The 23,130-nt window shown below is 65.2% G+C and carries 21 protein-coding genes; 10 read left to right on the top strand and 11 right to left on the bottom strand.

The window, feature by feature from the left end; genetic code table 11:
• The first annotated feature begins 1 nt into the window (after position 1).
• Positions 2-1,729, top strand: a complete 1,728-nt coding sequence (locus tag R3E49_RS02905) for a TrkA family potassium uptake protein (protein WP_371293667.1) — start codon at positions 2-4, stop codon at positions 1,727-1,729.
• On the opposite strand, the gene selD is transcribed toward R3E49_RS02905, so the two are convergent.
• The 3 genes from selD to rdgC are packed head-to-tail and all read right to left on the bottom strand — an operon-like array spanning position 1,730 to position 5,939.
• Positions 1,730-3,919, bottom strand: a complete 2,190-nt coding sequence (selD, locus tag R3E49_RS02900) for a selenide, water dikinase SelD (protein WP_371293786.1) — start codon at positions 3,917-3,919, stop codon at positions 1,730-1,732.
• A gap of 2 nt (positions 3,920-3,921) precedes the next feature.
• The gene (mnmH, locus tag R3E49_RS02895) at positions 3,922-5,025 is read right to left on the bottom strand and encodes a tRNA 2-selenouridine(34) synthase MnmH (RefSeq protein ID WP_371293666.1); all 1,104 of its coding nucleotides are present in this window, start codon (positions 5,023-5,025) and stop codon (positions 3,922-3,924) included.
• An 8-nt stretch (positions 5,026-5,033) separates the two neighbouring features.
• Positions 5,034-5,939 carry a recombination-associated protein RdgC gene (gene rdgC, locus R3E49_RS02890; RefSeq protein WP_371293665.1) on the bottom strand — a complete coding sequence of 302 codons (906 nt, stop codon included), beginning with the start codon at positions 5,937-5,939 and terminating at the stop codon, positions 5,034-5,036.
• 143 nt (positions 5,940-6,082) lie between these two features.
• On the opposite strand from rdgC, the gene R3E49_RS02885 reads away from it, so the two are divergent.
• The gene (locus R3E49_RS02885) at positions 6,083-6,523 is read left to right on the top strand and encodes a VOC family protein (protein ID WP_371293664.1); all 441 of its coding nucleotides are present in this window, start codon (positions 6,083-6,085) and stop codon (positions 6,521-6,523) included.
• Positions 6,524-6,539: 16 nt separating this feature from the next.
• On the opposite strand, the gene R3E49_RS02880 is transcribed toward R3E49_RS02885, so the two are convergent.
• Positions 6,540-7,241, bottom strand: coding sequence for a GMP synthase (locus tag R3E49_RS02880; RefSeq protein ID WP_371293663.1), 702 nt, complete (start codon positions 7,239-7,241; stop codon positions 6,540-6,542).
• Between the two features lie 171 nt (positions 7,242-7,412).
• Here R3E49_RS02880 and R3E49_RS02875 point away from each other — a divergent pair, with 171 nt between their 5' ends.
• From R3E49_RS02875 to R3E49_RS02865, 3 genes are read left to right on the top strand one after another with little or no spacing between them, the layout of a single operon-like run.
• On the top strand, positions 7,413-7,946 hold the full coding sequence (locus R3E49_RS02875; protein WP_371293662.1) for a phosphatase PAP2 family protein: 534 nt from the start codon (positions 7,413-7,415) through the stop codon (positions 7,944-7,946).
• A complete protein-coding gene (locus tag R3E49_RS02870; RefSeq protein WP_371293785.1) occupies positions 7,946-9,019 on the top strand; it encodes a glycosyltransferase family protein in 1,074 nt (357 codons plus the stop codon). The genes R3E49_RS02875 and R3E49_RS02870 overlap by 1 nt, the downstream gene beginning before the upstream one ends.
• 33 nt (positions 9,020-9,052) lie before the next feature.
• Positions 9,053-11,299 (top strand): tetratricopeptide repeat protein, encoded by a 2,247-nt coding sequence (locus R3E49_RS02865; RefSeq protein ID WP_371293661.1) that lies wholly within the window; start codon positions 9,053-9,055, stop codon positions 11,297-11,299.
• Between the two features lie 5 nt (positions 11,300-11,304).
• Here the strand turns inward: R3E49_RS02865 and R3E49_RS02860 are convergent, their stop codons facing one another.
• The 4 genes from R3E49_RS02860 to R3E49_RS02845 form a co-directional block, all read right to left on the bottom strand.
• Positions 11,305-11,895: a YceI family protein gene (locus R3E49_RS02860; protein ID WP_371293660.1), complete on the bottom strand. Its 591-nt coding sequence runs from the start codon at positions 11,893-11,895 to the stop codon at positions 11,305-11,307.
• 100 nt (positions 11,896-11,995) lie between these two features.
• Complete coding sequence (gene parE / locus R3E49_RS02855; RefSeq protein ID WP_371293659.1) at positions 11,996-13,888, bottom strand: DNA topoisomerase IV subunit B; 1,893 nt, start codon at positions 13,886-13,888, stop codon at positions 11,996-11,998.
• Positions 13,889-13,971: 83 nt separating this feature from the next.
• A complete protein-coding gene (cpdA, locus tag R3E49_RS02850; RefSeq protein WP_371293658.1) occupies positions 13,972-14,817 on the bottom strand; it encodes a 3',5'-cyclic-AMP phosphodiesterase in 846 nt (281 codons plus the stop codon).
• A gap of 6 nt (positions 14,818-14,823) precedes the next feature.
• The gene (locus tag R3E49_RS02845; protein WP_371293657.1) at positions 14,824-15,285 is read right to left on the bottom strand and encodes a DUF1249 domain-containing protein; all 462 of its coding nucleotides are present in this window, start codon (positions 15,283-15,285) and stop codon (positions 14,824-14,826) included.
• Between the two features lie 201 nt (positions 15,286-15,486).
• Here R3E49_RS02845 and R3E49_RS02840 point away from each other — a divergent pair, with 201 nt between their 5' ends.
• Entirely contained in the window at positions 15,487-16,908 is a 1,422-nt protein-coding gene (locus R3E49_RS02840; protein ID WP_371293656.1) for a TolC family outer membrane protein, read from the top strand.
• Between the two features lie 40 nt (positions 16,909-16,948).
• The gene (locus R3E49_RS02835; RefSeq protein ID WP_290741135.1) at positions 16,949-17,566 is read left to right on the top strand and encodes a class I SAM-dependent methyltransferase; all 618 of its coding nucleotides are present in this window, start codon (positions 16,949-16,951) and stop codon (positions 17,564-17,566) included.
• Positions 17,567-17,573: 7 nt separating this feature from the next.
• On the opposite strand, the gene R3E49_RS02830 is transcribed toward R3E49_RS02835, so the two are convergent.
• Genes R3E49_RS02830 through R3E49_RS02820 form a run of 3 tightly spaced genes read right to left on the bottom strand, consistent with a single transcriptional unit; the run spans position 17,574 to position 20,651 of the window.
• Entirely contained in the window at positions 17,574-18,650 is a 1,077-nt protein-coding gene (locus R3E49_RS02830; RefSeq protein ID WP_371293654.1) for a prenyltransferase, read from the bottom strand.
• The gene (locus R3E49_RS02825) at positions 18,647-19,363 is read right to left on the bottom strand and encodes a methyltransferase domain-containing protein (RefSeq protein WP_371293653.1); all 717 of its coding nucleotides are present in this window, start codon (positions 19,361-19,363) and stop codon (positions 18,647-18,649) included. The genes R3E49_RS02830 and R3E49_RS02825 overlap by 4 nt, the downstream gene beginning before the upstream one ends.
• Positions 19,350-20,651 (bottom strand): glycosyltransferase family 4 protein, encoded by a 1,302-nt coding sequence (locus R3E49_RS02820; RefSeq protein ID WP_371293652.1) that lies wholly within the window; start codon positions 20,649-20,651, stop codon positions 19,350-19,352. Before R3E49_RS02820 ends, R3E49_RS02825 begins: the two co-directional genes overlap by 14 nt.
• A gap of 228 nt (positions 20,652-20,879) precedes the next feature.
• On the opposite strand from R3E49_RS02820, the gene rfbA reads away from it, so the two are divergent.
• From rfbA to R3E49_RS02805, 3 genes are read left to right on the top strand one after another with little or no spacing between them, the layout of a single operon-like run.
• Positions 20,880-21,785 (top strand): glucose-1-phosphate thymidylyltransferase RfbA, encoded by a 906-nt coding sequence (gene rfbA, locus R3E49_RS02815; protein WP_371293650.1) that lies wholly within the window; start codon positions 20,880-20,882, stop codon positions 21,783-21,785.
• Positions 21,775-22,323 carry a dTDP-4-dehydrorhamnose 3,5-epimerase gene (gene rfbC / locus R3E49_RS02810; RefSeq protein ID WP_371293649.1) on the top strand — a complete coding sequence of 183 codons (549 nt, stop codon included), beginning with the start codon at positions 21,775-21,777 and terminating at the stop codon, positions 22,321-22,323. Before rfbA ends, rfbC begins: the two co-directional genes overlap by 11 nt.
• 25 nt (positions 22,324-22,348) lie before the next feature.
• Positions 22,349-23,125: an SDR family NAD(P)-dependent oxidoreductase gene (locus R3E49_RS02805; protein ID WP_371293648.1), complete on the top strand. Its 777-nt coding sequence runs from the start codon at positions 22,349-22,351 to the stop codon at positions 23,123-23,125.
• The last annotated feature ends 5 nt before the right edge of the window (positions 23,126-23,130 follow it).

Here is a 23,130-nt window from a genome sequence, read left to right as displayed (position 1 = left end):
CATGAGCCGGCATGCGCATAAATCCCTGGTATTCCTGTTCCTGCGGCGCATGCGCATGCCGCTGGTCATCCTCATTTCCGCCTATGCCATCGCCACAGTCGGGTTTACGCTGATCCCCGGTGTGGATGACCAGGGCAACCCCTGGCGCATGAGTTTCTTCCAGGCTTTTTACGTGGTGAGCTACACCGGCAGCACGATCGGATTTGGCGAGGTGCCCTACCCGTTCTCCGAAGGCCAGCGACTCTGGACCATGGTGAGTATCTACCTGACGGTTATCGCCTGGCTGTTTTCCATCGGCTCGATCGTTTCCCTGCTGCAGGATCCTGCCTACACCCGCGCCCTGCGCCGCGCGCGGCTTGCGTGGAAGGTGCGCAATCTCAACCAGCCCTTCTACCTGGTCTGCGGCTACGGCGACACGGGCCGCATGCTGACCAGCGCACTGACCGATCGCGGCTATCAGGTGATTGTCGTCGAGCACAACCAGGAAAAGGTCGAAGCGCTGGAGGTGGTCGAGTTTCTCGCGCCAGTCACTGCCTTCTGCATGAATGCCAACCTGCCGGACAACCTGGTTGAGGCCGGTCTGCGCAGCCGCTGGTGCACGGGTGTCATCGCTGTGACCGGCGAGGGGCACGTCAATCTGAAGATCGCTATCAGTGCCACGCTGCTGAACCACAAGGTGGCCGTGTATGCCAGCGCAGACACGCGCAACGATGCCGACAACATGCGTTCGTTCAACACCGACTGCGTGGTCAATCCCGTCGAGGAGTATGTGCGCCGTCTGGAGCTGGCGATCGATAAACCCGACCTGTTCCGGCTGTACCACTGGCTCAACTCCGGCCCCGGCGCCCGGCTGGCCCGATCCACCTCGATCCCGCGCGGCAAGTGGATTGTCTGTGGTTATGGCCGGGTGGGTCGCGCGGTGTACCAGCTGCTGCGCGAACGCGGCATGGATGTGACCGTCATCCACCCCGATCCGGAGCAGGCCGGCTGCCCCCACGGCTCGGTGATCGGCCGCGGCACGCAGGCGGAGGAACTCAGCGCGGCGGGCGTGGAAGACGCCGTCGGCATTGTCGCCTCCACCAGCGATGACGCGGACAACCTGTCCATCCTCATCACGGCACGCGCACTGAACCCCGATCTGTTTCACGTGGTACTGGAAAATGGACTCTCCAGTCACGCGCTGTTCCGCGCCGCTGAGCCGGACTTCCTCGGCCAGCCCAGCATAGTGGTGGCCGGTACCATTCTCAGCCGCATCAGCTCCGGGCTGGTAGAGCCGTTCATTCAGCAACTGCTGCAATTGAACAACGACACCGGCCGCGATGCCCTGGCGCGCTTCCTGCGCCACCAGAATGACCATCCGCCCGAGTTCTCCTCGGGCCGCATCAGCAACCGCCGCTCACCGGCGCTGGCACGCGCACTCTCCGCGGGCCAGCGTATTACCGTGGGCAACCTGCTGGCGGATCCCAGCAACTGGCGTGCACGGCTGCATCTGGAAGTCGTCATGATCCGCAAGCAAAAGGAGGACATCCTGTTCCCCCCCGACGATCTGCCGCTGGAAATGGGCGACCGGCTGTTACTGGCGGGCCGCGACGGCGAGGCCCAGCGCCTGCAGGCCGTGCTGGAAAACGATCAGCGCCTGGAGTATCTGCTCACCGGCCGGGACCGCCAGCAGGGGCTGTTCTGGCAGTGGCTGGAGCGGCGCAAAAGCAGCCACCGCAGCAATGGCTGATCAGCGGCAGACGATAGCGTCGCCCTGCCCTTCGCGGTCGACAATGTCACCGATGATTGCCGCCTCGGCATAGCCTGCTTCCCGCAGCGCTGCGAGCAGCGCCGGCACAGACTCTTGCGCCACACCCAGCAGCAGGCCACCGCTGGTCTGCGGATCAAACAGCAGGTCGTAACGCGGGCCTGCCGCACTTCCCGGGGCAACGCCCTGGGCGTTTGCCTCATGCATGGTGCTGCGCCGCCCCGCCTCCAGCTGCGCAAGTGCCCCAGTCAGCGCCGGCAGGGCCGCCAGCGACAACACCGCGGCCTGCTCCGGCCGGAGCATTTCCCGCAGGTGCCCCCACACACCGAAACCGGTGACATCCGTCGCGGCGCTAACGCCATGGGCCAGCGCCAGACGTGCCGCAGCCTGGTTGCTCTGCAACATGCTGGTGATAGCGTCGTGCACCTCCCGGCCATCAGCCCGCTGCTGCATGTGCGCGGCAAACAGGGTGCCGGTGCCCAGCGCTTTGGTCAGTATCAGCTGGTCCCCCGGCCGCAGGCCGCGCTTGCGCAGAAGACGGCCCACCTCCATCGGCTCGCCGCTGACCGCGAAACCCAGCGCCAGCTCCGGGCCCTGCAGGCTGTGCCCGCCCAATAGCCGGCAGCCCACCGCCGCAAACTCGTGCAGTGCGCCGGCCAGCAACTGCACCAGGTCGCGCTGCTGGATTGCCGGATGACTGAAGGGCAGTGTCACAGCCGCCAGCGCTGCGGTCGGCTGCGCGCCGCTGGCGAACAGGTCCGAAAGCGCATGATTGGCCGCAATGCGCCCCATCAGCCAAGGGTCTGACACCAGACTGCGCAGAATATCGAGACTCTGCAACTGGATACCGCCCGCTGGCGTCGTGATACGCGCTGCGTCTTCGGCACCCTCATCTTCCGGACACTGCTGCGGATAGTGCTGGCGCAGTTGCGCCAGTGCCGCCGCAAGCCGGTCACCGGCCACTTTCGCGCCACAACCGCCGCAGGGTGGCTGAGCATCCGCGACACGCGCCTCGGGCAGCGCCTCCACGATGCCGGGCATAGGCTCGGGCAGGGACACAAACCGCGCCATAAACCGTCGATCAATCCGGTCCTTCCAGCGCCAGACCCAGTCACCGGTGGCCGCGAACGGCCCGCGTTCCGCCACTGCACGCTGTGTTCCCAACGACAGCAGGGAGAGAAAACGCCGCTGCGGCCGGTGGCGGCGCTGGGGACGCTGCATCAGCGCGTTGCGCAGGTTCGCGGCCAGCACCGGTGCCTGCCGCACCGCATACACACCGGCTTTGGGCCGCGGGTGTTGCAACTGCGTGGCGATATCTCCCGCGGCAAAGACGGCGGGGTCATCGACCGACTGCAGGGTGTCGCTCACGGCGAGGAAACCGCCCTCGACGGTGCGCAGGCCACTGGCCCCGACCCAGGGCGCCGCCGCCGCGCCGGTACACCAGAACAGCGCGTCAAATGCCGCAGTGTTGCCGTTTTCCAGTGTCAGCTGCGCCGCCGTGACGCGATTCACCCGACTGCCGCACAGCACGCTGACGCCCGCCGCCGCCAGTGCCCGCCGGGCAGCGGCCCTGGCGTGTCGATTGTAGCCGGGCAGTATGTCGGCGGCCGCGCAAAACAGGCTCAACTGCGATGTCCTGTCACGCAGCCGGTGCGCCATGGCCAGGGCCAACTCCACGCTCCCGGCGCCACCGCCCACCAGGGCAATGTGCGTTGCCTGCCCATTGCTTCGCCGCAACAGCGTGGATTCAAGTGCCTGCCAACGGGCCCAGAAGTCCGCCACGGGCTTGACCGGCGTCGCATGCTCCCGGGCGCCGGGCACGCTGTCGAGGTCTGGTTGGGAGCCGATGTCCAGACTCAACACGTCATAGCCCAGGGCGGGACGCCCGGATATGCTGAGCTGGCGCGCCGCCGGGTCCAGAGCCGTCACCGCAGCCTCGATAAAGCGTGCTCCCGCCCACTGGCAGAGCCGCGCGAGGTCGATATGGGTGTCGTCAAACGTGTAGTGGCCCGCAATCAGCCCCGGCAACATGCCCGAGTAGGGTGTGTGGCTGGAGGGCGATACGAGGGTGATGCGCAGGCCGGCGAGCGGGCGCATGGCGAGCATTCGCAGCGCCAGCGCATGTGCGTGGCCGCCACCCACCAGCACCAGGTCACGCTGCACCGGGTCCACGGTCAGCAAGACAGTTCGCCCCTAACGTAAGCGATGACCTCCCGACGGTCACCCTGGAACAGGACAGTACCGGCCCGCTGTGCCAGTTGGTAGCTGTACATCGGGTCGTAATAGGCTTCCAGCAGCTCGCGAATCCAGGCGCCGTGCGCTGCGCTGCCCCCGCCGCTGTGCTGCAGCGCAAACGCCTGTTCCATGGTGGCGCGCAGCGCCTGGTGGCGGGCGCCACCCAGCCGTTTGCGAATGCCGTCGAGCCCCTCCAGCAGGCGGGTGCGGTGCATTGCCGGGCCTTCAACGGCTCCGAAACGCTTCGTGTAACGCGCGCCCAGGTCAACGATATAGTCGTCAAGAATCACCGCCACGCGTTCTTCCAGCCGCTCCTCCACCACCAGCATGGGCGCGCGCTGCATGCTCTGACGCAGGTTTTCGGGCAGTGCAACACGCCCAATCAGGCGCCCCTCATCCTCGAGCAGCACCGGCCCGGGCCGGCGTGCCAGCCGCTGCAGGAAAGCGATGCTCAGCGCGTTCTCGAAATCGATCTGGCTGGGCTGCGGTTCCGGCAAATGGCCGAAACTGGAGCCGCGGTGACGGGCCATGCCCTCGAGGTCCAGTGCCTCCGGCAACGCGTGAATGACCCGGGTTTTCCCGGTGCCTGTGCGCCCGCTGACCAGCACCAGTTGCGCCTGCTCCAGCGAGCGGGTCAGTTCCTCGAGCAGAAACCGGCGCAATGCCTTGTAGCCGCCTTCGATACGGGGGTAGACAATGCCTTCGTCAGCCAGCCACTGCTGCACGGTTTGTGAACGCAGGCCACCCCGCCAGCAGTACAGGTAACCCTGCGGATGCCGCTGCGCGAACGCGCGCCATTCCGCTACGCGCCGCTCCCGCTCACGACCCGCTACCAGTCGATGGCCGAGTTCGATGGCCGCCGCCTGGCCGCGCTGTTTGTAGCAGGTGCCGACCTGGGCGCGTTCTTCATCGGTCATCAGTGGCAGGCTGGTCGCACCGGGGAAGGCGCCATGGGCATACTCCCCGGGCGAGCGCAGGTCCATGAACACCGCGTCCTCCAGAAACAGGCGACGGTAGTCAGCGCATACCGGAAGATCGGTCACCCGCAGGTTTACTCCATTTCTCCGCCGAACAGATCGACCACGCGGGTCTGCAATCGCGTAACCAGGTCAGACATCAGTGCGAAGTCCGCGTCGAGGCGCGCCGCATGATCTGCTTCCGGCAGGTCTTCGTTTTCCTTCATCAACTCATCCGAAAACTTCAGGCGACGCAGGCAGAGATCCTCTGCCAGCACCAGCGAGAGCCGCTCTTCCCAGTGCAGTGCGAGACGCGCCACCTGTTTGCCGGCGTTCAGGTGAGTCTCCACCTCTTCCCCCAGCAAATCAACGCCGCGACAGCGTACGACACCGCCCTCGTCGCCGGGTTCGCGCAGTTCGCACTCCTCACCCAGCACGAAATCATCGGGCAGGCTCTGATGGGCCAGCCACGCGGTCATGGTCGCCGTCGGCGCATTGTTCACCTGCGGCAGGACGACAGGGAAGGTGCCGATACACTCACGCAGCAGGTTGAGGAATTCCTCGGCACGCGCCGCGCTGGTGGCATCGACAAACACCCAGTTGGCACGCGTGTCGATATAGGCATAAAGATACGAGGAGCGGGTGAAGGCGCGCGGCAGGAAATCGAGCACGATTTCATCCTGCAGGGTCATGCGCTCCTTGCGATACACCTTGCGCCCCTGGTCGTCTTCAATCGCCGCCACTTTCTCCGCCAGCTGCTCCCGCACAACCGTCGACGGCAGCAGCCGTTCCTCGCGCCGCAGGCGCAGCAGAAAGCGGCCGTCCACCGGGTGCACCAGAGCCTCGGTCTCCGCACCCAGCGCCGGCACCCAGCCCAGGGACACAGGCTGCGTTGCGGCGCAGTGCTGAAACCCGCGCTGGGCCAGCTGCGTTTCGAGTTGCTCCGCAGACAGGGAAAAGGGGCTTGTCAGGCGATATGCCCGCACATTTTTGAACCACATAGAAGACTCCGCTGAAGACCGCCGGCCGCGGCGGTCAAAAGGCGGATTGTACCTCATGCGACAACTCGGGACAGACTAACCGGGTTGCGGCTATGCGGTGAGGCTCCTACCATGCAGGCTGGATCAACCGGAGAGCAAAACCGATGCACTACCTGCACACCATGGTACGCGCCAGCGATCTGAACGCCTCGCTGGATTTCTACTGCAACAAGCTGGGCCTGGTGGAGGTGAACCGCTACGACAGCGAGGGCGGGCGTTTCACGCTGGTCTACCTGGCGGCGCCGGGCGATGTGCAGCGGGCGCGCGAGGAAAGCAGCCCGCTGCTGGAAATTACCTGGAACTGGGACCCGGAGAACTACAGCGGAGGCCGCAACTTCGGCCACCTGGCCTACCGCGTTGACGACATCTATGCCACCTGCCAGCGCCTGCTGGATGCCGGCGTGACCATCAACCGGCCGCCGCGCGACGGCCACATGGCGTTCATTCGCTCACCGGACGGCATTTCGATTGAATTGCTGCAAGCCGGCGAGAGCCTGCCCGCCGCCGAGCCCTGGGCGTCCATGCCGAACACCGGCAGCTGGTGAATCGCAGGCGCTGCGGCTAGCTGCGCAGAAACGCCAGCATCCAGCGTCCGACACGCTCGGCCTCGGAGTCCTCTGCCAGCGACGCCATGCCCTGCGTGTAGGCCTCCTCGCCGATACGTTCGCGGCGAAATTGCATGACCGCCTGCGCGTAACCCGGCACGAACTCGGGATGACCCTGGAAGGTCAGGATGTGATCACCCAGCTGGCACACGGCGTTTTCGCAGAATTCGCTGCCGGCGAGCACCTCGGCGCCCGCTGCCGGTGCCACCACCTGATCCTGGTGACTGACCAGAATCGCAAAGGCCGCCGACCCCTGATCGTGCCAGGCAGGCAGACGCTGGAAGCTGTGCCGGTGAATGCCCACGCCCCAGCCCTTGGGTGACTTCTCGGTCTTGCCGCCCAGGGCCTCGGCCACCAGTTGGTGCCCGAAACAGATACCCAGCAGTTTTTTCTTCCGCGCGTGCAAGGTCCGCACAAACTCCTTCAAGCGCGCTATCCACGGGTCGCTGTCATACACGCTGCTTTTGCTGCCGGTAATCAGATAGGCGTCCACCTCATCGATATCCTGCGGATAGATGCCCTCCTGTACATCGTACACGCGAAACTCAAGGGTCGGGTCGAGCCGGCTGAGCAGGGCGATGAACATGTCGGGGTACTCGCCGAAATCCGGCACCCACTCAGGCCTGACGGCGTCTGTCTTCAGGATTCCCAGTTTCACTGTGCACTTCCCGTGTTGCGTGGCGGCGGAAGTTCGCATGGTATGAGAGCGCCCACCCGCTGTAAATTGCTATTGCACGCACTGCCGTATCCCCCGTGCAGCACGCCTGATTTCATCAAATCGTCACCCCGCTGTCACACCGCTGCCACACCGACACGCCATTGTGGATGCATGAAGCTGCTCACCGCCATGCACAGGCTGGACCTTCACCTGCTCGCCCGCATATTTTCCCAGGGTGAGCGGCGTATGGTACGCCCGCTTGCCCGCGCCGTGTCACGCTCCGGCGACGGCTACCTGCAGGCACTGGTGCCCCTGTTATTGTGGCTACTCGGCGTGCCGCAGGCTGTGGGGTTCGCCACGGCGCTGGCCACCGCCCTTGTCGCTGAGCGCGCTCTTTACTGGAGCCTGAAAAACAGCCTGCGCCGGCGACGCCCGCAGGTCGCGGTACCCGGTTTCCGCAGCCTGATCACCGCGTCCGACCAGTTCAGCTTTCCGTCAGGCCACACCTCGGCGGCGTTTCTGCTGGCAACGCTGCTCACACTGTTCTACGGCGGCCCCTTCGTGGTGGTCTTCGTGTGGGCCTGTGGGGTGGCCCTGTCCCGCATCCTGCTCGGGGTACATTTTCCAGGTGACACCGTCGCAGGGGCCCTCATGGGCGCGGGCATTGCGCTGGCGACTGCGCAACTGCCGGGGCTGCTGCCTTGATGCGCATTCTTTACGGCGTACAGGCCACCGGCAATGGCCACATCAGCCGTGCCCGCGCCATGGCCCGGGCCTTTGAGGGTCTGGACGTAGAGATTGTCTGGGTGTTTTCCGGTCGCGAGCGGGACCAGCTGTTCGATATGGCGCCCTTTGGCGACTTCCTGCACTGCCGCGGCCTGACCTTCGCCACCGAGGCCGGCAGGATCCGCTATCGCAGAACCCTGAGTCAGGCCCGATTGTGGCAGTTTCGCCGCGATGTGCGGACGCTGCCCGTGCGGGGCTTTGATCTTGTCGTTACCGATTTCGAACCGGTTGTAGCTCGCGCCGGCCGCAGGGCGGGTATTCCCACCATCGGCATCGGCCATCAGTACGCTTTCGGCGGCGACACCCCGACACCGGCGGGACACTGGCTGGCACGGCGTATCATGCAGGCCTTTGCCCCTGTGGACAGGGGGATCGGCCTGCATTGGCACCCCTACGGCAGGCACGTGCTGCCACCGATTCTGGACCTGCCCGCGCTGGATATCCGAGCCAAGGGACATATTGTTGTCTATCTGCCGTTTGAGGACACACGCCACGTCGTGGGCGTCCTGCAGCAGTGCCCTGAGCAGCGCTTCGAGCTGTTCGGACCGGCACTCCCGGAAGCCGTGTCCGGCAACGTGCATCTGCACCCCGCCCGCGTCGCAACCTTCAAGCAGGCTCTCGCAGGCTGTTCAGGGGTGATCTGCAACAGCGGCTTCGAACTGGTCAGCGAGTGCCTGCAGTGGCGCAAGCCGGTGCTTACACGCCCGCTGCGGGGGCAGCTTGAACAACTGGCCAACGCGATGGCCCTGCGCGAGCTTGGGTACGCAACCGTGACCGCAGAACTGACTGCAGATTCGCTGGCGGCCTGGCATGCACGGCCCAACACAGCGCCGACGGTTCACTTTCCCGATGTGGCAGCTGCGCTCGCACGCTGGCTGGCGGACGGCGCGCGCAGCGAACCGGACACCCTGCAGCCGCTGCTCTGGGGCCACACACTGTCTCCACCGCAAAACCCGCGCAACGCACTTGGGAAACAGCCGGCCATGGGTTAGCCTGAACCCTCTTCAGGGCAAGGTGTTCATACCGTGCGGTGCGCATTCTTTGTTTTCTGCCTGACGCTGAGCGCGCAGGTCCTTGCATCCGGCGCCTTTGTCGGCAGCGATAACTGCGGCAGCTGCCATACTGAGCAACACACGCAGTGGCAGGGGTCGCATCACGATCTGGCGATGGAGACACCGACGGAACAGTCAGTGCTGGGCGACTTCAACCAGGCCACCTTTACTCATCGCGACGTGGTCACAACCTTCTTCCGCAAAGACGCTGCGTGGTTCATCCGCACGGCGGGGGAGGATGGCAAACTGGCCGACTTCCCCGTGCGCTACACCTTCGGGGCCTATCCGCTGCAGCAATACCTTCTGCCACTGTCCCGCGGCCGGCTACAGGCCTTTGAGATCGCCTGGGATGCGCGACCGGCGGCAGAGGGTGGCCAGCGCTGGTTTCACCTCAACCCCGACGAAGTGACTGACCACACCGATCCGCTGCACTGGACCGGCCCCTACATGAACTGGAACACCCGCTGTGCCGAATGTCACAGCACCAACGTGGAAAAGCGCTACGATGCGCGTACGCGCAGCTTCGACACCCGCTTCAGCGAAGTAGATGTGAGCTGTGAAGCCTGCCACGGCCCGGGCGAAGCACACCTGAAGCGGGTCGCCGATGGCAGCGTGTCCAGCGTGGCTGGAGGGGGCTTCCCGGTCGCCCTGCAACAGCGGGGTGACTGGGCATTCAACGAGGGCGCCGCCATCGCCAGCCGGCTGGAGCCGCTGACAGAGAACACACAGATCGACAACTGCGGCCGCTGCCACTCCCGCCGGGGCACCCTGGGTGACTATCACTACGGCAAGCCGCTGCTGGACACCCACCGCCTGGCCCTGCCGGAAACTCCGCTGTACTACCACGACGGGCAGATCCGCGATGAAGTGTTCGTCTACGGCTCCTGGGTGCAGAGCAAGATGCACCAGGCCGGTGTGGTCTGCAGTAACTGCCACGAGCCCCATAGCCTGCAACTGCGCGCACCGGGCAACGGGGTCTGTGCACAGTGTCATCAGGCAGCGGTGTACGACCAACCCGAACACCATCATCACCCGGAGGGGTCCAGCGGGGCGTCCTGCGCCAACTGCCACATGCCTGAAACCACCTATATGGTGGTCGACCCGCGCCGCGACCACAGCATGCGCATCCCGCGGCCTGACCTCAGCGTCACCATGGGCGTCCCCAACGCCTGCAACCAGTGCCACGTCGATCAAACGGCGGACTGGGCGCTGGCCGCGGTGCGGGACTGGGGGGTGAACTTCACCGATAGCGGCTCGCACCCGGCCCGCGCACTGCAGCGATTGCATGCCGGACAGGCGCAGGCAGTGCCTGATGTACAGGCACTGGCGGCGGATGGCAGCGCCACCCCCATCATGCGCGCAACCGCGCTCGCCGCCCTGGGGCAGACCGGCGGTGGTGCATCGCCGGAGGCACAGGCGCTGCTTGAGTCTCCCGATCCCCTCCTGCGTCTCGGCGCCGTGCGCGGGGCCAGCGGCCTGCCACTGCCGCAGCGCTACAGCCTGCTGCAGCCACTGATCAGCGATGACATCACCAGCGTGCGCATGGCAGTCGCCGAGAACCTGGCTGCGGTACCCCTGGCCCAGGTTCCGCCGGCACAGGCCGACGCCCTGCGCAGCCTGTTCGCCGAGTACATTGCCATACAGTCACTGCATGCGGATATGCCGGGGGTGCAGCTACAGATGGGCATGTTCCTGCTCAACCGCGGCGACCTGCCCGCAGCCGAAAAAGCCTACCGCGAAGCACTGCAGCTGAACCCGCAGCTGCTGCCCGCCCGCCTGAACCTCGCCGACCTGCTGCGTATGCTGCAGCGGGAGGACGAGGCGCGCGCCGAGCTGCAGGCGGCACTCGCCATCGCGCCGGACAACGGCGCAGCGCTGCACGCGCTGGGGCTACTGGAAACCCGGTCGGGCAACCGGGCACTGGCTCTGGAGTATCTGCGGCGCGCCGCGGAGCAGGAGGAGGAAGGCACTCGGCACCGTTACGTGTATGCCATTGCCCTGTACGACAGTGGTGACATCACACAGGCGATTACCACGCTGGAAGCGGTTCAGCGACAGGCACCGGGTAATGCGGATATTCTGCTGGCACTCACCAATTACACAGCCAGCAGCGGCGATCTGGAGCGCGCGCGGTACTGGGCGCAGCAGCTGGTGGCCAGCGACCCCGGCAACCGCAACTACCGCGCCCTGCTTGGGCGTCTGGGTGGCCCTACCCGCTGAGGACGTCAGGCGCCGGCCGGCACGAAGACCAGGTTGAAGGTGACCGGTACTGCCGTGCTGATGGCGTTCAGGCCGGCGACGGATTGCAGCGCACGCACACCGTCAGCCAGGCCGAAGGTCTCCGCGTTGACCACTACCGGCCGGGCGCTGATCACCCGCAACAGGCCGCCTTCGGTCCCGGTGACCAGCACGGACACGGACAGCTTGGCCTCGGTGCCGTGCAGCGTCAGCAGCACTTCGATATCCGTGGACACCACACCACCGTCCGTCACGATGGCGAGCACTTCCGGTGACACGTTGGCGGCGATGTTCGCCGCGGGAAACTGCGCGGTCTTGAACAGCAGCTCGCGCATGCGTTCATTGCGAATGGGGATCAGGGTTTCCACGCTGTCGAGATCAATGCCCACCTGCACCTGCCCTTCAGCGCTGACGAATCCCACCAGAGACGTGAAGTGGTGACTCTCGGCAATCGCGTCGTTCTTGATCGACAGGAAATCCAGGCTGGAACGGCTGTTGTCCAGCTCCCACTGCGCCTGGGCCAGTGCACTGCCCAGCAGCATGGCCGCGACAAGCAGCCCCTTGCAGATCGAATTCATCACCTCACCTCCATCATCATGTTGCGCTGACCCTACTATAAGCGATTTGAGTACAGATACCGCTGTCAGTTCACTCGCAAGGTCGGCGGAGTGCGGCGCCTCAGAGCACCGCAATATCGGCCAGGTCACCCTTGCTTTCCAGCCAGGCCTTGCGATCCCCCGCACGTTTCTTGGCGAGCAACATATCGAGCATGCTGTTGGTCTCGTCGCCGGCGTCTATCACCAGCCGCACCAGGCGACGTGTGTCGGGATCCATGGTGGTCTCGCGCAGCTGCAGCGGATTCATTTCGCCGAGGCCCTTGAAGCGCTGCACGTTGACTTTGCCTTTCTTGTTCTCGGCCTGAATGCGGTCCAACACCCCCTGTTTTTCGCTTTCGTCCAGCGCATAGAAGACCTCCTTGCCCACGTCGATGCGGTACAGCGGGGGCATGGCGACGAACACGTGGCCCGCCGTCACCAGCGGGCGGAAGTGCCGCACAAACAGCGCGCAGATGAGCGTGGCGATGTGCAGGCCGTCGGAGTCGGCGTCGGCCAGGATGCAGACCTTGTGATAGCGCAGGCCGGACAGGTCGTCGCTGGCGGGGTCGATGCCGAGCGCCACCGAAATGTTGTGCACTTCCTGCGAGGCAAGAATCTCCTGGGAATCCACTTCCCAGGTATTGAGGATCTTGCCGCGCAGCGGCAGGATGGCCTGGAACTCCCGATTGCGCGCCTGTTTCGCGGAGCCGCCGGCGGAATCCCCTTCCACCAGAAACAGCTCGCCGCGGGTGGGGTCCTCGCCAGAACAGTCCGCCAGTTTGCCGGGCAGGGCAGGGCCTGCCGTGACTTTTTTCCGGGTCACCTTGCGCGCCGTGCGCAGGCGGTTCTGGGCGCTGTTGATGCATAGTTCGGCAATACGCTCAGCCTCGCCGGTGTGCTGGTTGAGCCACAGGCTGAAAGCATCCTTGGCCACACCCGAGACGAAGGCCGCGGCCTCGCGGGATGACAGCCGCTCCTTGGTCTGGCCCGAGAACTGCGGGTCCTCGAGCTTGACCGAGAGCACGTAACAGCAGCGATCCCAGATATCATCGGGGGCCAGACGCACGCCCCGGGGTAAAAGGCTGCGCAGCTCGCAGAACTCACGCATCGCGTCCAGCAGCCCGGTGCGCAGGCCGTTCACATGAGTGCCACCCTGCGCCGTGGGAATCAGGTTGACGTAGGACTCGGCAATCACCTCGCCACCGTCCGGCAGCCACTGCACCGCCCAGTCCGCCGCTGCGCTGCGGCCGCTGAAGCTGCCGACAAACGGCTGCTCGGGTACACAGGGAGAGTCAATGGTCGCGTCGCAGAGGTAGTCCGTCAGGCCGTCCTCGTAATACCACTCGTCAGTCTCGCCCTTTTTCTCGTCCAGGAAGGTGACGCGCAGCCCCGGGCAGAGCACCGCCTTGGCGCGCAGCACGTGTTGCAGGCGTATGACGGAGAAATTTACCGAATCGAAGTATTGCGGGTCCGGCATGAAATAAATGGCGGTTCCCGTGTTGCGTTTGCCGCAGGTGTCGATCACCTCGAGTTCACTGGCTTTCTCGCCACCGGCGAAGGCCATGCGATAGACATTCCCGTCGCGGCGGATCGTGACTTCCAGCCGGGTAGAGAGCGCGTTCACCACAGACACGCCGACACCGTGCAGTCCGCCGGAAAACTGGTAGTTCTTGTTGGAGAACTTGCCGCCGGCGTGCAGCGTGCTGAGAATCACCTCCACGCCCGGCCGGCCCTGCACCGGGTGGATATCCACCGGCATGCCGCGGCCGTCATCGCTCACCGTGATAGCGCCATCCCGGTGCAGTATCACATCGATGCGACTGGCGTGCCCGGCGAGGGCCTCATCGACGCTGTTGTCGATCACTTCCTGGGCGAGGTGATTGGGGCGTGTCGTATCAGTGTACATGCCGGGGCGCTTGCGCACCGGCTCAAGCCCGGTGAGGACTTCAATGTCTTCCGCGGTGTAATTGCTCATGCCTGCCTGTGGTTTCCTGGAACTGCGTTAGTCGGGCGGGCTGCATTGTAACCCAGCAGCGCGGTCTGGCGCCCGTCTGGCGACTAATCCTGCAGATAACCGCCGCGGTTCAGGTCTACCGTGAACGCAACGTCCCAGACACGGGAAACCCCGGTGTCAATGCGGCCATCGGGGTGCAGTTCCAGCCAGCGGTAACCCGGCGGCAGCGTATCGGCACGAAAATTCTCGCTGTCGGGCGCAAATTGCACACAGGTGGAAGGTGACCCCAGCAGGCGCAATCCCCGCCAGATGCGGTCGACCTCCTGGTGCACATGCCCCCAGAGTACGCCGCGCACGCCGGCGTACGCTGCGAGCACGTCGAACAGGGCATCGGCATCGGCGACCCGCTGTTCATCCAGCCAGTGACAGCCAATGGGCAGCGGATGATGGTGCAGGCAGATGAGGCTGAACAGCCCCTCTGCCGCCGCCAGTGCCAGAGTCTCACGCAGCAGCGCCAGCTGTTCTGCGCCCAGATGACCCCCCACCTCACCGGGCACCTGGGAATCGAGCATGACCAGCTGCCAGCGCCCCAGGCGGATGTCGTTGCTGAGCAGGGCGCCCGTCGTGTCCACCGCAGCCATGCGGGCACGGTCGTCGTGGTTGCCCGGCAGCCAGAACTGCGGCGCGGCAAAGCGCTCGAAATAGCCTCGCAGGCGCTGATAGGCCTCCAGGAAGCCATGGTTGGACATATCACCGGTGCCCAGCACGGCGTCGACGCGCGGCCGTTCCCGCAGGGCGAGGTCGATCACCGCCTGCAGTGAGTGGTCGGTATCCATACCCAGCAGCTCGCCGCCGCGTTCACGACAGAGATGCGTATCGGTCAACTGCAGCAGGCGCACCACGTCGTCGGCTACGGGAACAGTCTGGCGCTTGATCTCGACCATCGCCATCAGCGCTCAGCGTACATTGCCCGGTGTGGAGGCGGGCAACTGCCCCAGGCCATTGGCCTGGCAGTGGGCCAGCCAGTCGCCGAGGAACTCATTCTGCTGCAACTTTTCGTCCTGCTGGAACATCTGCTTGTTGGGGTAACTGTAGCGCGCCTGAATGCGGCTCTGGGACTGGAACGCGCCTACTTCTAGCATGCCCGCGTCATGATAGGCGCGCACGTCGATCACCAGCCGGCGCAGCCAGCGGTCTTCCCCGTGTAGCTGATGCAGGCGAAAAAACGTGGTGTAGCGGCTACGCTCCAGCACTTCCAGCCTTACGCGGGCGGCGCCCAGCGCAAACTCGCGCGTGTTGGCCTGTTCATAATCCGGGAACAGACGCAGCAGGCGCGCATAGTTCGCCTCGCACAGCGCGTGCAGGCGCTTGAGATCCATTTTGAAGGGGCGCTTGCGGGCCCGCTGCACTGCCATCATCTGTTTCCTGTGCCCGCAAAAAACCGGCTACTGGTATAGCACCGGCGTGTGCAGACGCGGTAAAAGCGCCGAGTGTAGCACTTGTCTCGTTGAAAACCGTGAGTATATTACCGGTTTTGCGACCCGGTTAACGCATGCGGAGAACCGCCCGGGCTGCTACACTCGCACACGCTACTGCAGAAGCACGACAGAGGATTCAGGATGAGAAAGACAGGAGCCGCATTGCTGGCGCTGGCGCTCTTTGCGAGTACCGCTCCCGCCGGGGCGGAGTCCCTGCGCGATATTTACGAGCTGGCGCTGGCCAACGACGCGCAACTGAAGGCTGAAGAAGCACAGTACAAAGCCAATCTGGAAACGGAGAAGCTCGGCCTGTCGCGGCTCTTGCCGCAAGTGAATGCCAACTACAATTATACCGACGTCGACCGCAGCTCGACCGACGAGAGCTTCGCCGTGGACGGCGGGCTCGGCGGTGGCCTGGAAACGATACAGACCGTTACGGATATCGATACCACCCGCGACGGCTACGAAGTCAGCCTCAACCAGCCCCTGTTCGACCTGCCGGCCTGGTTCACCTTCCAGTCGGGCCGGGAGTTCACCAAGCAGGCGGAGGCCACCTTTGCCGCCAACCAGCAGAACTTGATTGTACGGGTGGCCGAGGCCTACCTGCTGGTACTGCGCGCCCAGGACAACCTCGCCGCATCGCGCGCCGCGGAGAAAGCCTTCGAGCGGCAGCTGGAGCAGACCCAGCAGCGCTTCGAAGTGGGCCTGATCGCCATCACCGATGTCTATGAGGCGCAGGCCGCACGCGACCTCGCCCAAGTGAACCGGATTGTCGATGAGAACAATGTCTCCGTAGCGCTGGAGCGTTTGTCGGTATTGACCGGCCGCGCACACGGCGAGCTCAACGTGCTCAAGGATGATTTCGCCGTGAAACCGCCCGAGCCCGCAGACCGCGCTGCCTGGGTGGAGTTCGCGCTGGAAAACAACTTCAGCCTGCAGGCGTCCCGCTATGCTGAAGAAGCCGCGCGCCAGCTGGCCAAGGCCAACCAGATGGAGCACGCACCCCGCATCAGCGGCAGTTACAGCTACTCCGACTACGACACCGAGGGCAACCTGACGCGGACACCCGCCACGGGCTTTGAAACCTCGCCGGACAGCGAACTGGACGAGAGCCTGTGGCAGATCCGCCTGGATGTCCCGCTCTACAGCGGCGGCGCCGTGAGTTCCAACCGGCGCAAGGCGGCCCAGGAGTTCAACGCGGCACGGGAAAACCGTATCAATCTGGCCCGTACGACGGTCACAGATGCCCGCTCCCTGCACATGACCGTGATCAGTGACGTATCCCGTGTTGCTGCTCGCGCGCAGGCCATCGTTTCGTCGAAAAGCGCCCTGGATGCCACCCAGGCTGGCTACGAAGTCGGCACGCGCAACGTGGTTGACGTGCTGAACGCCCAGAACACCCTCTTTGCCGCCGAGCGCGACTACGCGAACAGCCGCTACGACTATATCCTCAACACCATGCGTCTCAAGGCACAGGCCGGCCTGCTGAGCCCGGAGGATGTCTACCGCCTGGACGAGTCGCTGGAGCCGCCGCCCGCCCCGACCGCCAGCAGCACCCCCTGAGGATCTGGCGTCGCGGCCTCGCCGTGACGCCGCGCCAGCCATGCCAGCGCAACTGCCCGCCGACATCGACCAGATCAAAGGCTTCCTGCACCCGGACGAGGCGCAGGCGCTGTACCGCTGGGCGCAGTCCAGCAGTAGCGCCGGGCCACTCCTTGAGATCGGCAGTTATTGCGGCAAATCGACCCTGTACCTGGGGCTGGCGGCACAGGAAAACGGCAGCACCGTCTTTGCCCTGGACCACCATCGCGGGTCCGAGGAACACCAGCGTGGGGAAATGTTCCACGACCCGGCGCTGTACGACGCCGATATCGCACGGGTGGATACCTTCCGGGAATTCCGCCGCAACATCGAGCGCGCCGGCCTGGACGACACCGTAGTGCCGGTGGTTGCGGGGTCTGCCGCCGCCGCCCGCCACTGGCAAACACCGCTCGCCATGGTGTTCATTGACGGTGGGCACAGCCTCGATGCGGCACTCACCGACTACCGCTGCTGGGCAGGCCACATCCGGCGCGGCGGTATCCTGGCGATTCACGATGTGTACGCCGACGCAGCCAAAGGCGGCCAGGCCCCGCGGGCCGTCTACCGACTGGCCCTGCAATCCGGTTTATTTGTGCTGTGTGAACAGGTCGAGAGCCTGGCGGTACTGCGCCGCCTGTAAACCGCAACTACTGGTCGCGACGCGCCCGGGTCGCCACACCCTCCGCATCTGGCAGCAACTGCACGGATGTGAACAGCCTGGCGGCGGCGGTATGCCCGGTGAGGGCGTCCGCCGCCAGCAGAACCGCGGCGGCAGTCCAGGTCGGCTGTTCTTCAGGCCAGAGCAGGTCCTCCACGAACTGATAGCCTGTCCAGTAGGCACCGTCATCGGAGCGCCACTGGTGCAGCCAGCTATACAGCTCGACGGCGCGCGCATGATCGCCCGCCGCCAGCAGCGCCATCACCAGTTCACAGGACTCGGCCACGGTCACCCAGGGCTGATCCGACACGCAGCGGCAGCCCAGGCCCGGGTGCACAAACTCCTCCCAGCGCGCCGCCAGCCGCGCGCGCGCGGCGGACCCGCTGATGGCGCCGGACAACACGGGATAGAACCAGTCCATGGAAAAGCGGGCCTTGCTCTCCCAGCTGCGGTCGAAGCGTTCCGGCCGCTGGCGCAGCGCCGTGCCCAGCGCGGCGCGGGCGGCAACCCAGGCCGGTCGCGGCTCGCCCAGTGTCACGGCAATGTTGATTGCGCACTCCAGGCTTTTGTAGATTGAACTGCAGCCGGTGACCAGGGCATCGCGCAGCGGTTCCCCGGCGCTGTTGACCGCCCAGTCAATCTCGCCCTGGGGGCCCTGCAGTGCCAGCACAAAGCGCACGGCGCGCTCCACCGTGGGCCACATCTCCTGCAGGAAATCCCGATCTTCGGTAATCAGAAAATGATGCCAGACACCGGTCGCCACATACGCGACGAAATTGGTTTCCCGCCGGTGGTCATTGTCCACGACATCGCCGCGGTAAGACGCCCACCAGCTGCCATCCGCCAGCTGGCGCGCGGCGAGCCAGCGATAGGCGCTCACGGCCGCCCCGTATTCACCCCCAATCGACAGCCCCATGGCCGCTTCAACGTGATCCCAGGGATCCGTGTAGCCGCCATCGAACCAGGGGATTTCGCCGCTGGGCCGCTGGCTGTTCAGCAGGTACTCGACCGTGGGGCGTAGGAACTCCTGCGGAAACAGGCCTCGACTGAGGTACAGGCCGCTCATTGGCCGGCCTCTGCGCGGAAATACAACACGACACTCTTGCCCAGTAGCGGGTTCAACCAGCGCTCCAGTGTGCGGGTCAACCGCGGCGCCTGCAGCAGGTCCCAGACCAGCAGGCGGTGGTACTGGCGCACCAGCCACTGCTGTTCGCCCTCGCGCCAGAACAGGCAACGCAGCCACCAGTAGGGTGCGTGCAGCGCGTGGGCACCGTGGCGATGAAACCCGATGAAACCGCCACGCTCGATCTCCGCCCGCAGGGTGTCGGCGCGAAATATACGCAGGTGTCCGCCCGGGGTCTGGTGATAGCGCTTGCTCAGCAGCCAGCAGAGCCGCTCCGGCCAGCGCCGGGGCACACTCACGCACAGCAGCCCACCGGGCTTCAGCACCCGGCGGATTTCCACCAGAGCGGCACGGTAATCCGGGATATGCTCCAGCACCTCAGAGCAGATGACTTTATCGAAACTGGCATCGGGGAAGGGCAGGCAGAGCGCAGAGGCCTGAGCGAGGTCCAGCTGCTTACCAGACTCACCAGGCTGCAGGAATTCCGCGGCCCGGGCCTGTGCCGTACACAGGTCGCGATGGGACAGATCGACACCCACCGCCTGCACCGGCGCAGCCGCATACGCGGCAATCACGTGCCGACCCTCACCACAGCCCAGGTCGAGTACGCGATCGCCAGGCTGCAGGGGAAAATAGCGAAAATCAACGGTCTGCATCGGCGATCACTTTGCGGTAGTAGGCGTCCATGTCGCGGGCGCACACCTCCCAGCTGAACGCTTCGAGGATGCGCTGGCGCCCGGCGGCACCCAGCCTGGCCCGACGCTGCGGGTCCTGCAGCAGGCTGTCGATGGCCTCGGCGAGAGCCTCGGCATCCCGCACCGGTACCAGCACACCGGCATCGCCCACCACTTCCGGCAGTGCGCCACCGTTGGTGGAGATCACCGGCACGCCACAGGCCATGGCCTCGCCAGCGGGCAGGCCGAACCCCTCGTAGATAGAGGGCGCGACCGCGATGCTCGCCTCGGCGTAGTAGCGCACCATGTCGCTGGTACTGATACCGTTGACGAAGCGGATATGTGGACCGATTCCCAGGCGCTCGATCAGTCGCTCGGTGCGCCCACCGGGTTCGGGCTTGCTCACCAGCAGCAGTTCCAACTCGGGGTAGCGCGGCAGCAGGCGCGCACAGGCCAGCAGCAGGTAGCGCAGCCCCTTGAGGGGCGCATCAGCGGACGACGTCGCCATCAGCCGCAGCGGTCGGCGCTCGACCTCCGGCAGGGGGCGGAACTCCGCCGTGTCTATGCCGTTGTGCACCAGCGCAATGCCCGCGGGCTGCAAACCAAAATCCCGGGCAATGTCCTGCCGCGAGCAGTCCGACACCGTCACCACATGGTGCAGACGCGTGATGACTTTCTGCTGCATGCGCAGGAACGAGTGCCAGCGACGAATCAGCAGGCGCTGGTAGAGGCGCGGCGCGGCGGCCAGGGCAATGCGCAGGTCGCTGGTGATGGGGTGGTGCACCGTGGTCACCAGCGGCAGGCCCATGTCCTGCAGCTGCAGCATGCCGTAGCTGAGGCTCTGGTTGTCGTGAATCAGGTCGTAATCGCCACGATGCCGGCGCAGGTACTTCACGGCGCGGCGACCGAAGGTGTAGGGCTCGGCAAAGCCCCCCGTCAATTTGCTCAGCCACTCGATGATGTTGCTCAGCGAGCGCAGGTGTCGCGGGCGCAGCGACCCCAGCCCGTTCTCGAACAGGTCCAGGCTGGGCAGCTGAATCAGGCGGACGCGCGGGTCGAGCTCAGGGTAGGGTGGACCGGAAATCACATCGACCGTGTGGCCCATGTCGACCAGTGCCTTGCTCAGGTACTTGATGTAGACCCCCTGCCCACCGGCATGGGGCTTGCTGCGATAGCCGAGCAGCGCGATGCGCAGCGGACGCAGGGCTTTCCCCACGGGTGCTGGCGGGCAGGCGGTGTCGACGCTTGCGGCTGCAGCGGAATCGCTCACTACTGTATCAAGCTGCCTGATGACGGCGCCTCTTCCTGTACCGTTGGAGGTCGGGCCAGGGGCCCATCGCTGTCGCCGCAGACGTGGCTGGCGACGACCCGATTCTAGCAGTCTCGCGGGGCAGGAGGCCAGTCCCGGCGTTCGCGAACGGCTCTGATCGCCGCGCCTTATCGTCAATTGGCCGCCTTTTCCCGTATAATCGCGGCTTTTCAAAAGACCGGATCAGGTATGGCCGCTACTCAGTACAAGGGCATCATTCTTGCCGGCGGTTCGGGCACCCGCCTGCACCCCCTCACCAGCACGGTGAGCAAGCAATTGATGCCGGTGTATGACAAACCCATGATCTACTACCCGCTGGCAACACTGATGCTCGCCGGTATCCGGGATATCCTGGTGATCACCACACCCCGCGACCAGGCGGCATTCAGCGACCTGCTGGCGGACGGTCGGCAGTGGGGCATCAATATCCAGTACACCGTGCAGCCCAGTCCGGACGGGCTGGCCCAGGCCTTCCTGCTGGGTGCTGAATTCATCGGCGACAGCCCCTGTGCCCTGGTGCTGGGCGACAACATTTTCTACGGCGGCGGCTTCACCCAGAGCCTGCGCAACGCGGCCCAGAGCCAGTCCGGCGCCTCGGTGTTTGCCTACTACGTGCAGGACCCGGAACGGTACGGGGTGGTGAGCTTCAACGCCCAGGGCGTTGCCGTGGACATTGAGGAGAAGCCGGCGCGGCCCCGCTCCCACTACGCCGTGACCGGCCTCTACTTTTACGACAATGATGTCGTGGATATTGCCCGGGGGATCCGCCCGTCCGCCCGCGGCGAGCTCGAGATCACCGATGTCAACAAGGCGTATCTGGCGCGCGGCGACCTGCGGGTGGAGGTGATGAGCCGCGGTACTGCGTGGCTGGACACCGGCACACACAATTCGCTGCTGGACGCGGCCAACTTCATTCGCGTGGTCGAAGAGCGCCAGGGCCTGAAAATCGCCTGTCCCGAGGAAGTGGCCTACCGTATGGGCTACATCGATGCGGAGAAATTGCTCGCGCTGGCCGCGCCGCTGGAAAAAAGTGGCTACGGCCTGTATCTGCGACAGCTGCTGGACCAGGACGGGGTGCTGAGCAATGACCTTTGAGCCTACGCCGCTGGCCGGCCTGTGTGTGCTGCAACCGCGCGTGTTCGGCGATGAGCGTGGCTTCTTCCTCGAAAGCTGGAACGCGGCAACGTTTCGCGACGCCGGGCTCGACGTCAACTTCGTACAGGACAACCACAGTCGCTCTGCCAGGGGCATCCTGCGTGGCCTGCACTACCAGACCACTCAGCCGCAGGGAAAACTGGTCCGGGTGACCTCCGGCGCGGTGTTTGATGTGGCGGTAGACCTGCGCCGCAGCTCGCCGACGCTGGGCCAGTGGTTCGGCCTGGAGCTGAGTGCCAGCAACCACCGCATGCTGTGGGTACCCCCGGGCTTTGCACACGGTTTTTACGTGCTCTCCGAGTTCGCCGACTTCCAGTACAAATGCAGCGACTACTACCATCCCGCCAGCGAGGTTGCACTGGCCTGGGATGACCCACAACTCAACATTCAATGGCCGCTTGCCCCGGGCGAGCAGCCCACGCTGTCCGCCAAGGATGCCGCAGGCCAGCCCTGGGGCAGCGTCCCCTTGTTCGATTAGGCGCGGGAGAGGAGCGGGAGGCGATATGGCACAGGATTATTTTCAGCTGCAGGGCCAGACTGCCCTGGTTACCGGGGCGTCCAGCGGCCTGGGAGCGCATTTTGCGCGGGTATTGAGCGCGGCAGGCGCACGCGTGGTGCTGGCCGCCCGACGCCGCGACAAGCTGGCCGAGCAGGTCGACGCCCTGCGCGCGGCGGGTGCCGAGGCCGGCGCCATCACCCTCGACGTCACCAGCCCGGACAGCGTTGCGGCCGCCTTTGCCGAGCTCGAGCGGGACTGGGGGCAACTGGACATCCTGATCAACAACGCCGGGGTCGCCAGCGACCCGATCAAATTCCTCGATACCACCGAACCGGACTGGTATCACATCATCGAAACCAACCTGAACGGCGCCTGGCGCGTGGCACAGGCCGGAGCGAAGCACATGACGCGCAGCGGCAACGGGGGCAGCATCGTGAATATCGGCTCCATCTACGGGCTGCACACCGGCGTGCTGAAAGCCGCCTACAACGTCTCCAAGACCGGTGTTGTACAGCTGACAAAGTCGATGGCCATGGAGCTGTGCCGCCAGAACATCCGGGTCAATGCCCTGTGCCCCGGCTGGTTTCTCACCGACATCAACAGCGACTATTTCCGCACCGAAAGCGGCGAGCGCTACATCAGGACCATCCCGGCACGGCGTATGGGCGAACTCGAGGAACTCAGCGTTCCGCTGTTACTGCTGGCCAGCCGGGCGGCGGGGGGCTACATGAATGGTTCAGTGCTCACCGTGGACGGCGGCATGGTGGAAAGCCCGGTGTAAACGCC

It is taken from the genome of Haliea sp. (assembly GCF_041395985.1).
Taxonomy (GTDB): domain Bacteria; phylum Pseudomonadota; class Gammaproteobacteria; order Pseudomonadales; family Halieaceae; genus Haliea.
This window is presented reverse-complemented; position numbering and strand designations above follow the sequence as displayed.

Bases quoted from the DNA above. Each gene is read 5' to 3' on its own strand.
- R3E49_RS02840 (WP_371293656.1), top strand. From the start codon at position 15,487: ATGAGAAAGACAGGAGCCGCATTGCTGGCGCTGGCGCTCTTTGCGAGT.
- rdgC (WP_371293665.1), bottom strand. From the start codon at position 5,939: ATGTGGTTCAAAAATGTGCGGGCATATCGCCTGACAAGCCCCTTTTCC.
- parE (WP_371293659.1), bottom strand. From the start codon at position 13,888: ATGAGCAATTACACCGCGGAAGACATTGAAGTCCTCACCGGGCTTGAG.
- R3E49_RS02830 (WP_371293654.1), bottom strand. From the start codon at position 18,650: ATGAGCGGCCTGTACCTCAGTCGAGGCCTGTTTCCGCAGGAGTTCCTA.
- R3E49_RS02870 (WP_371293785.1), top strand. From the start codon at position 7,946: ATGCGCATTCTTTACGGCGTACAGGCCACCGGCAATGGCCACATCAGC.
- cpdA (WP_371293658.1), bottom strand. From the start codon at position 14,817: ATGGCGATGGTCGAGATCAAGCGCCAGACTGTTCCCGTAGCCGACGAC.
- R3E49_RS02845 (WP_371293657.1), bottom strand. From the start codon at position 15,285: ATGATGGCAGTGCAGCGGGCCCGCAAGCGCCCCTTCAAAATGGATCTC.
- R3E49_RS02860 (WP_371293660.1), bottom strand. From the start codon at position 11,895: ATGAATTCGATCTGCAAGGGGCTGCTTGTCGCGGCCATGCTGCTGGGC.
- R3E49_RS02805 (WP_371293648.1), top strand. From the start codon at position 22,349: ATGGCACAGGATTATTTTCAGCTGCAGGGCCAGACTGCCCTGGTTACC.
- rfbC (WP_371293649.1), top strand. From the start codon at position 21,775: ATGACCTTTGAGCCTACGCCGCTGGCCGGCCTGTGTGTGCTGCAACCG.
- R3E49_RS02905 (WP_371293667.1), top strand. From the start codon at position 2: ATGAGCCGGCATGCGCATAAATCCCTGGTATTCCTGTTCCTGCGGCGC.
- R3E49_RS02835 (WP_290741135.1), top strand. From the start codon at position 16,949: ATGCCAGCGCAACTGCCCGCCGACATCGACCAGATCAAAGGCTTCCTG.
- R3E49_RS02825 (WP_371293653.1), bottom strand. From the start codon at position 19,363: ATGCAGACCGTTGATTTTCGCTATTTTCCCCTGCAGCCTGGCGATCGC.
- R3E49_RS02875 (WP_371293662.1), top strand. From the start codon at position 7,413: ATGAAGCTGCTCACCGCCATGCACAGGCTGGACCTTCACCTGCTCGCC.
- rfbA (WP_371293650.1), top strand. From the start codon at position 20,880: ATGGCCGCTACTCAGTACAAGGGCATCATTCTTGCCGGCGGTTCGGGC.
- R3E49_RS02885 (WP_371293664.1), top strand. From the start codon at position 6,083: ATGCACTACCTGCACACCATGGTACGCGCCAGCGATCTGAACGCCTCG.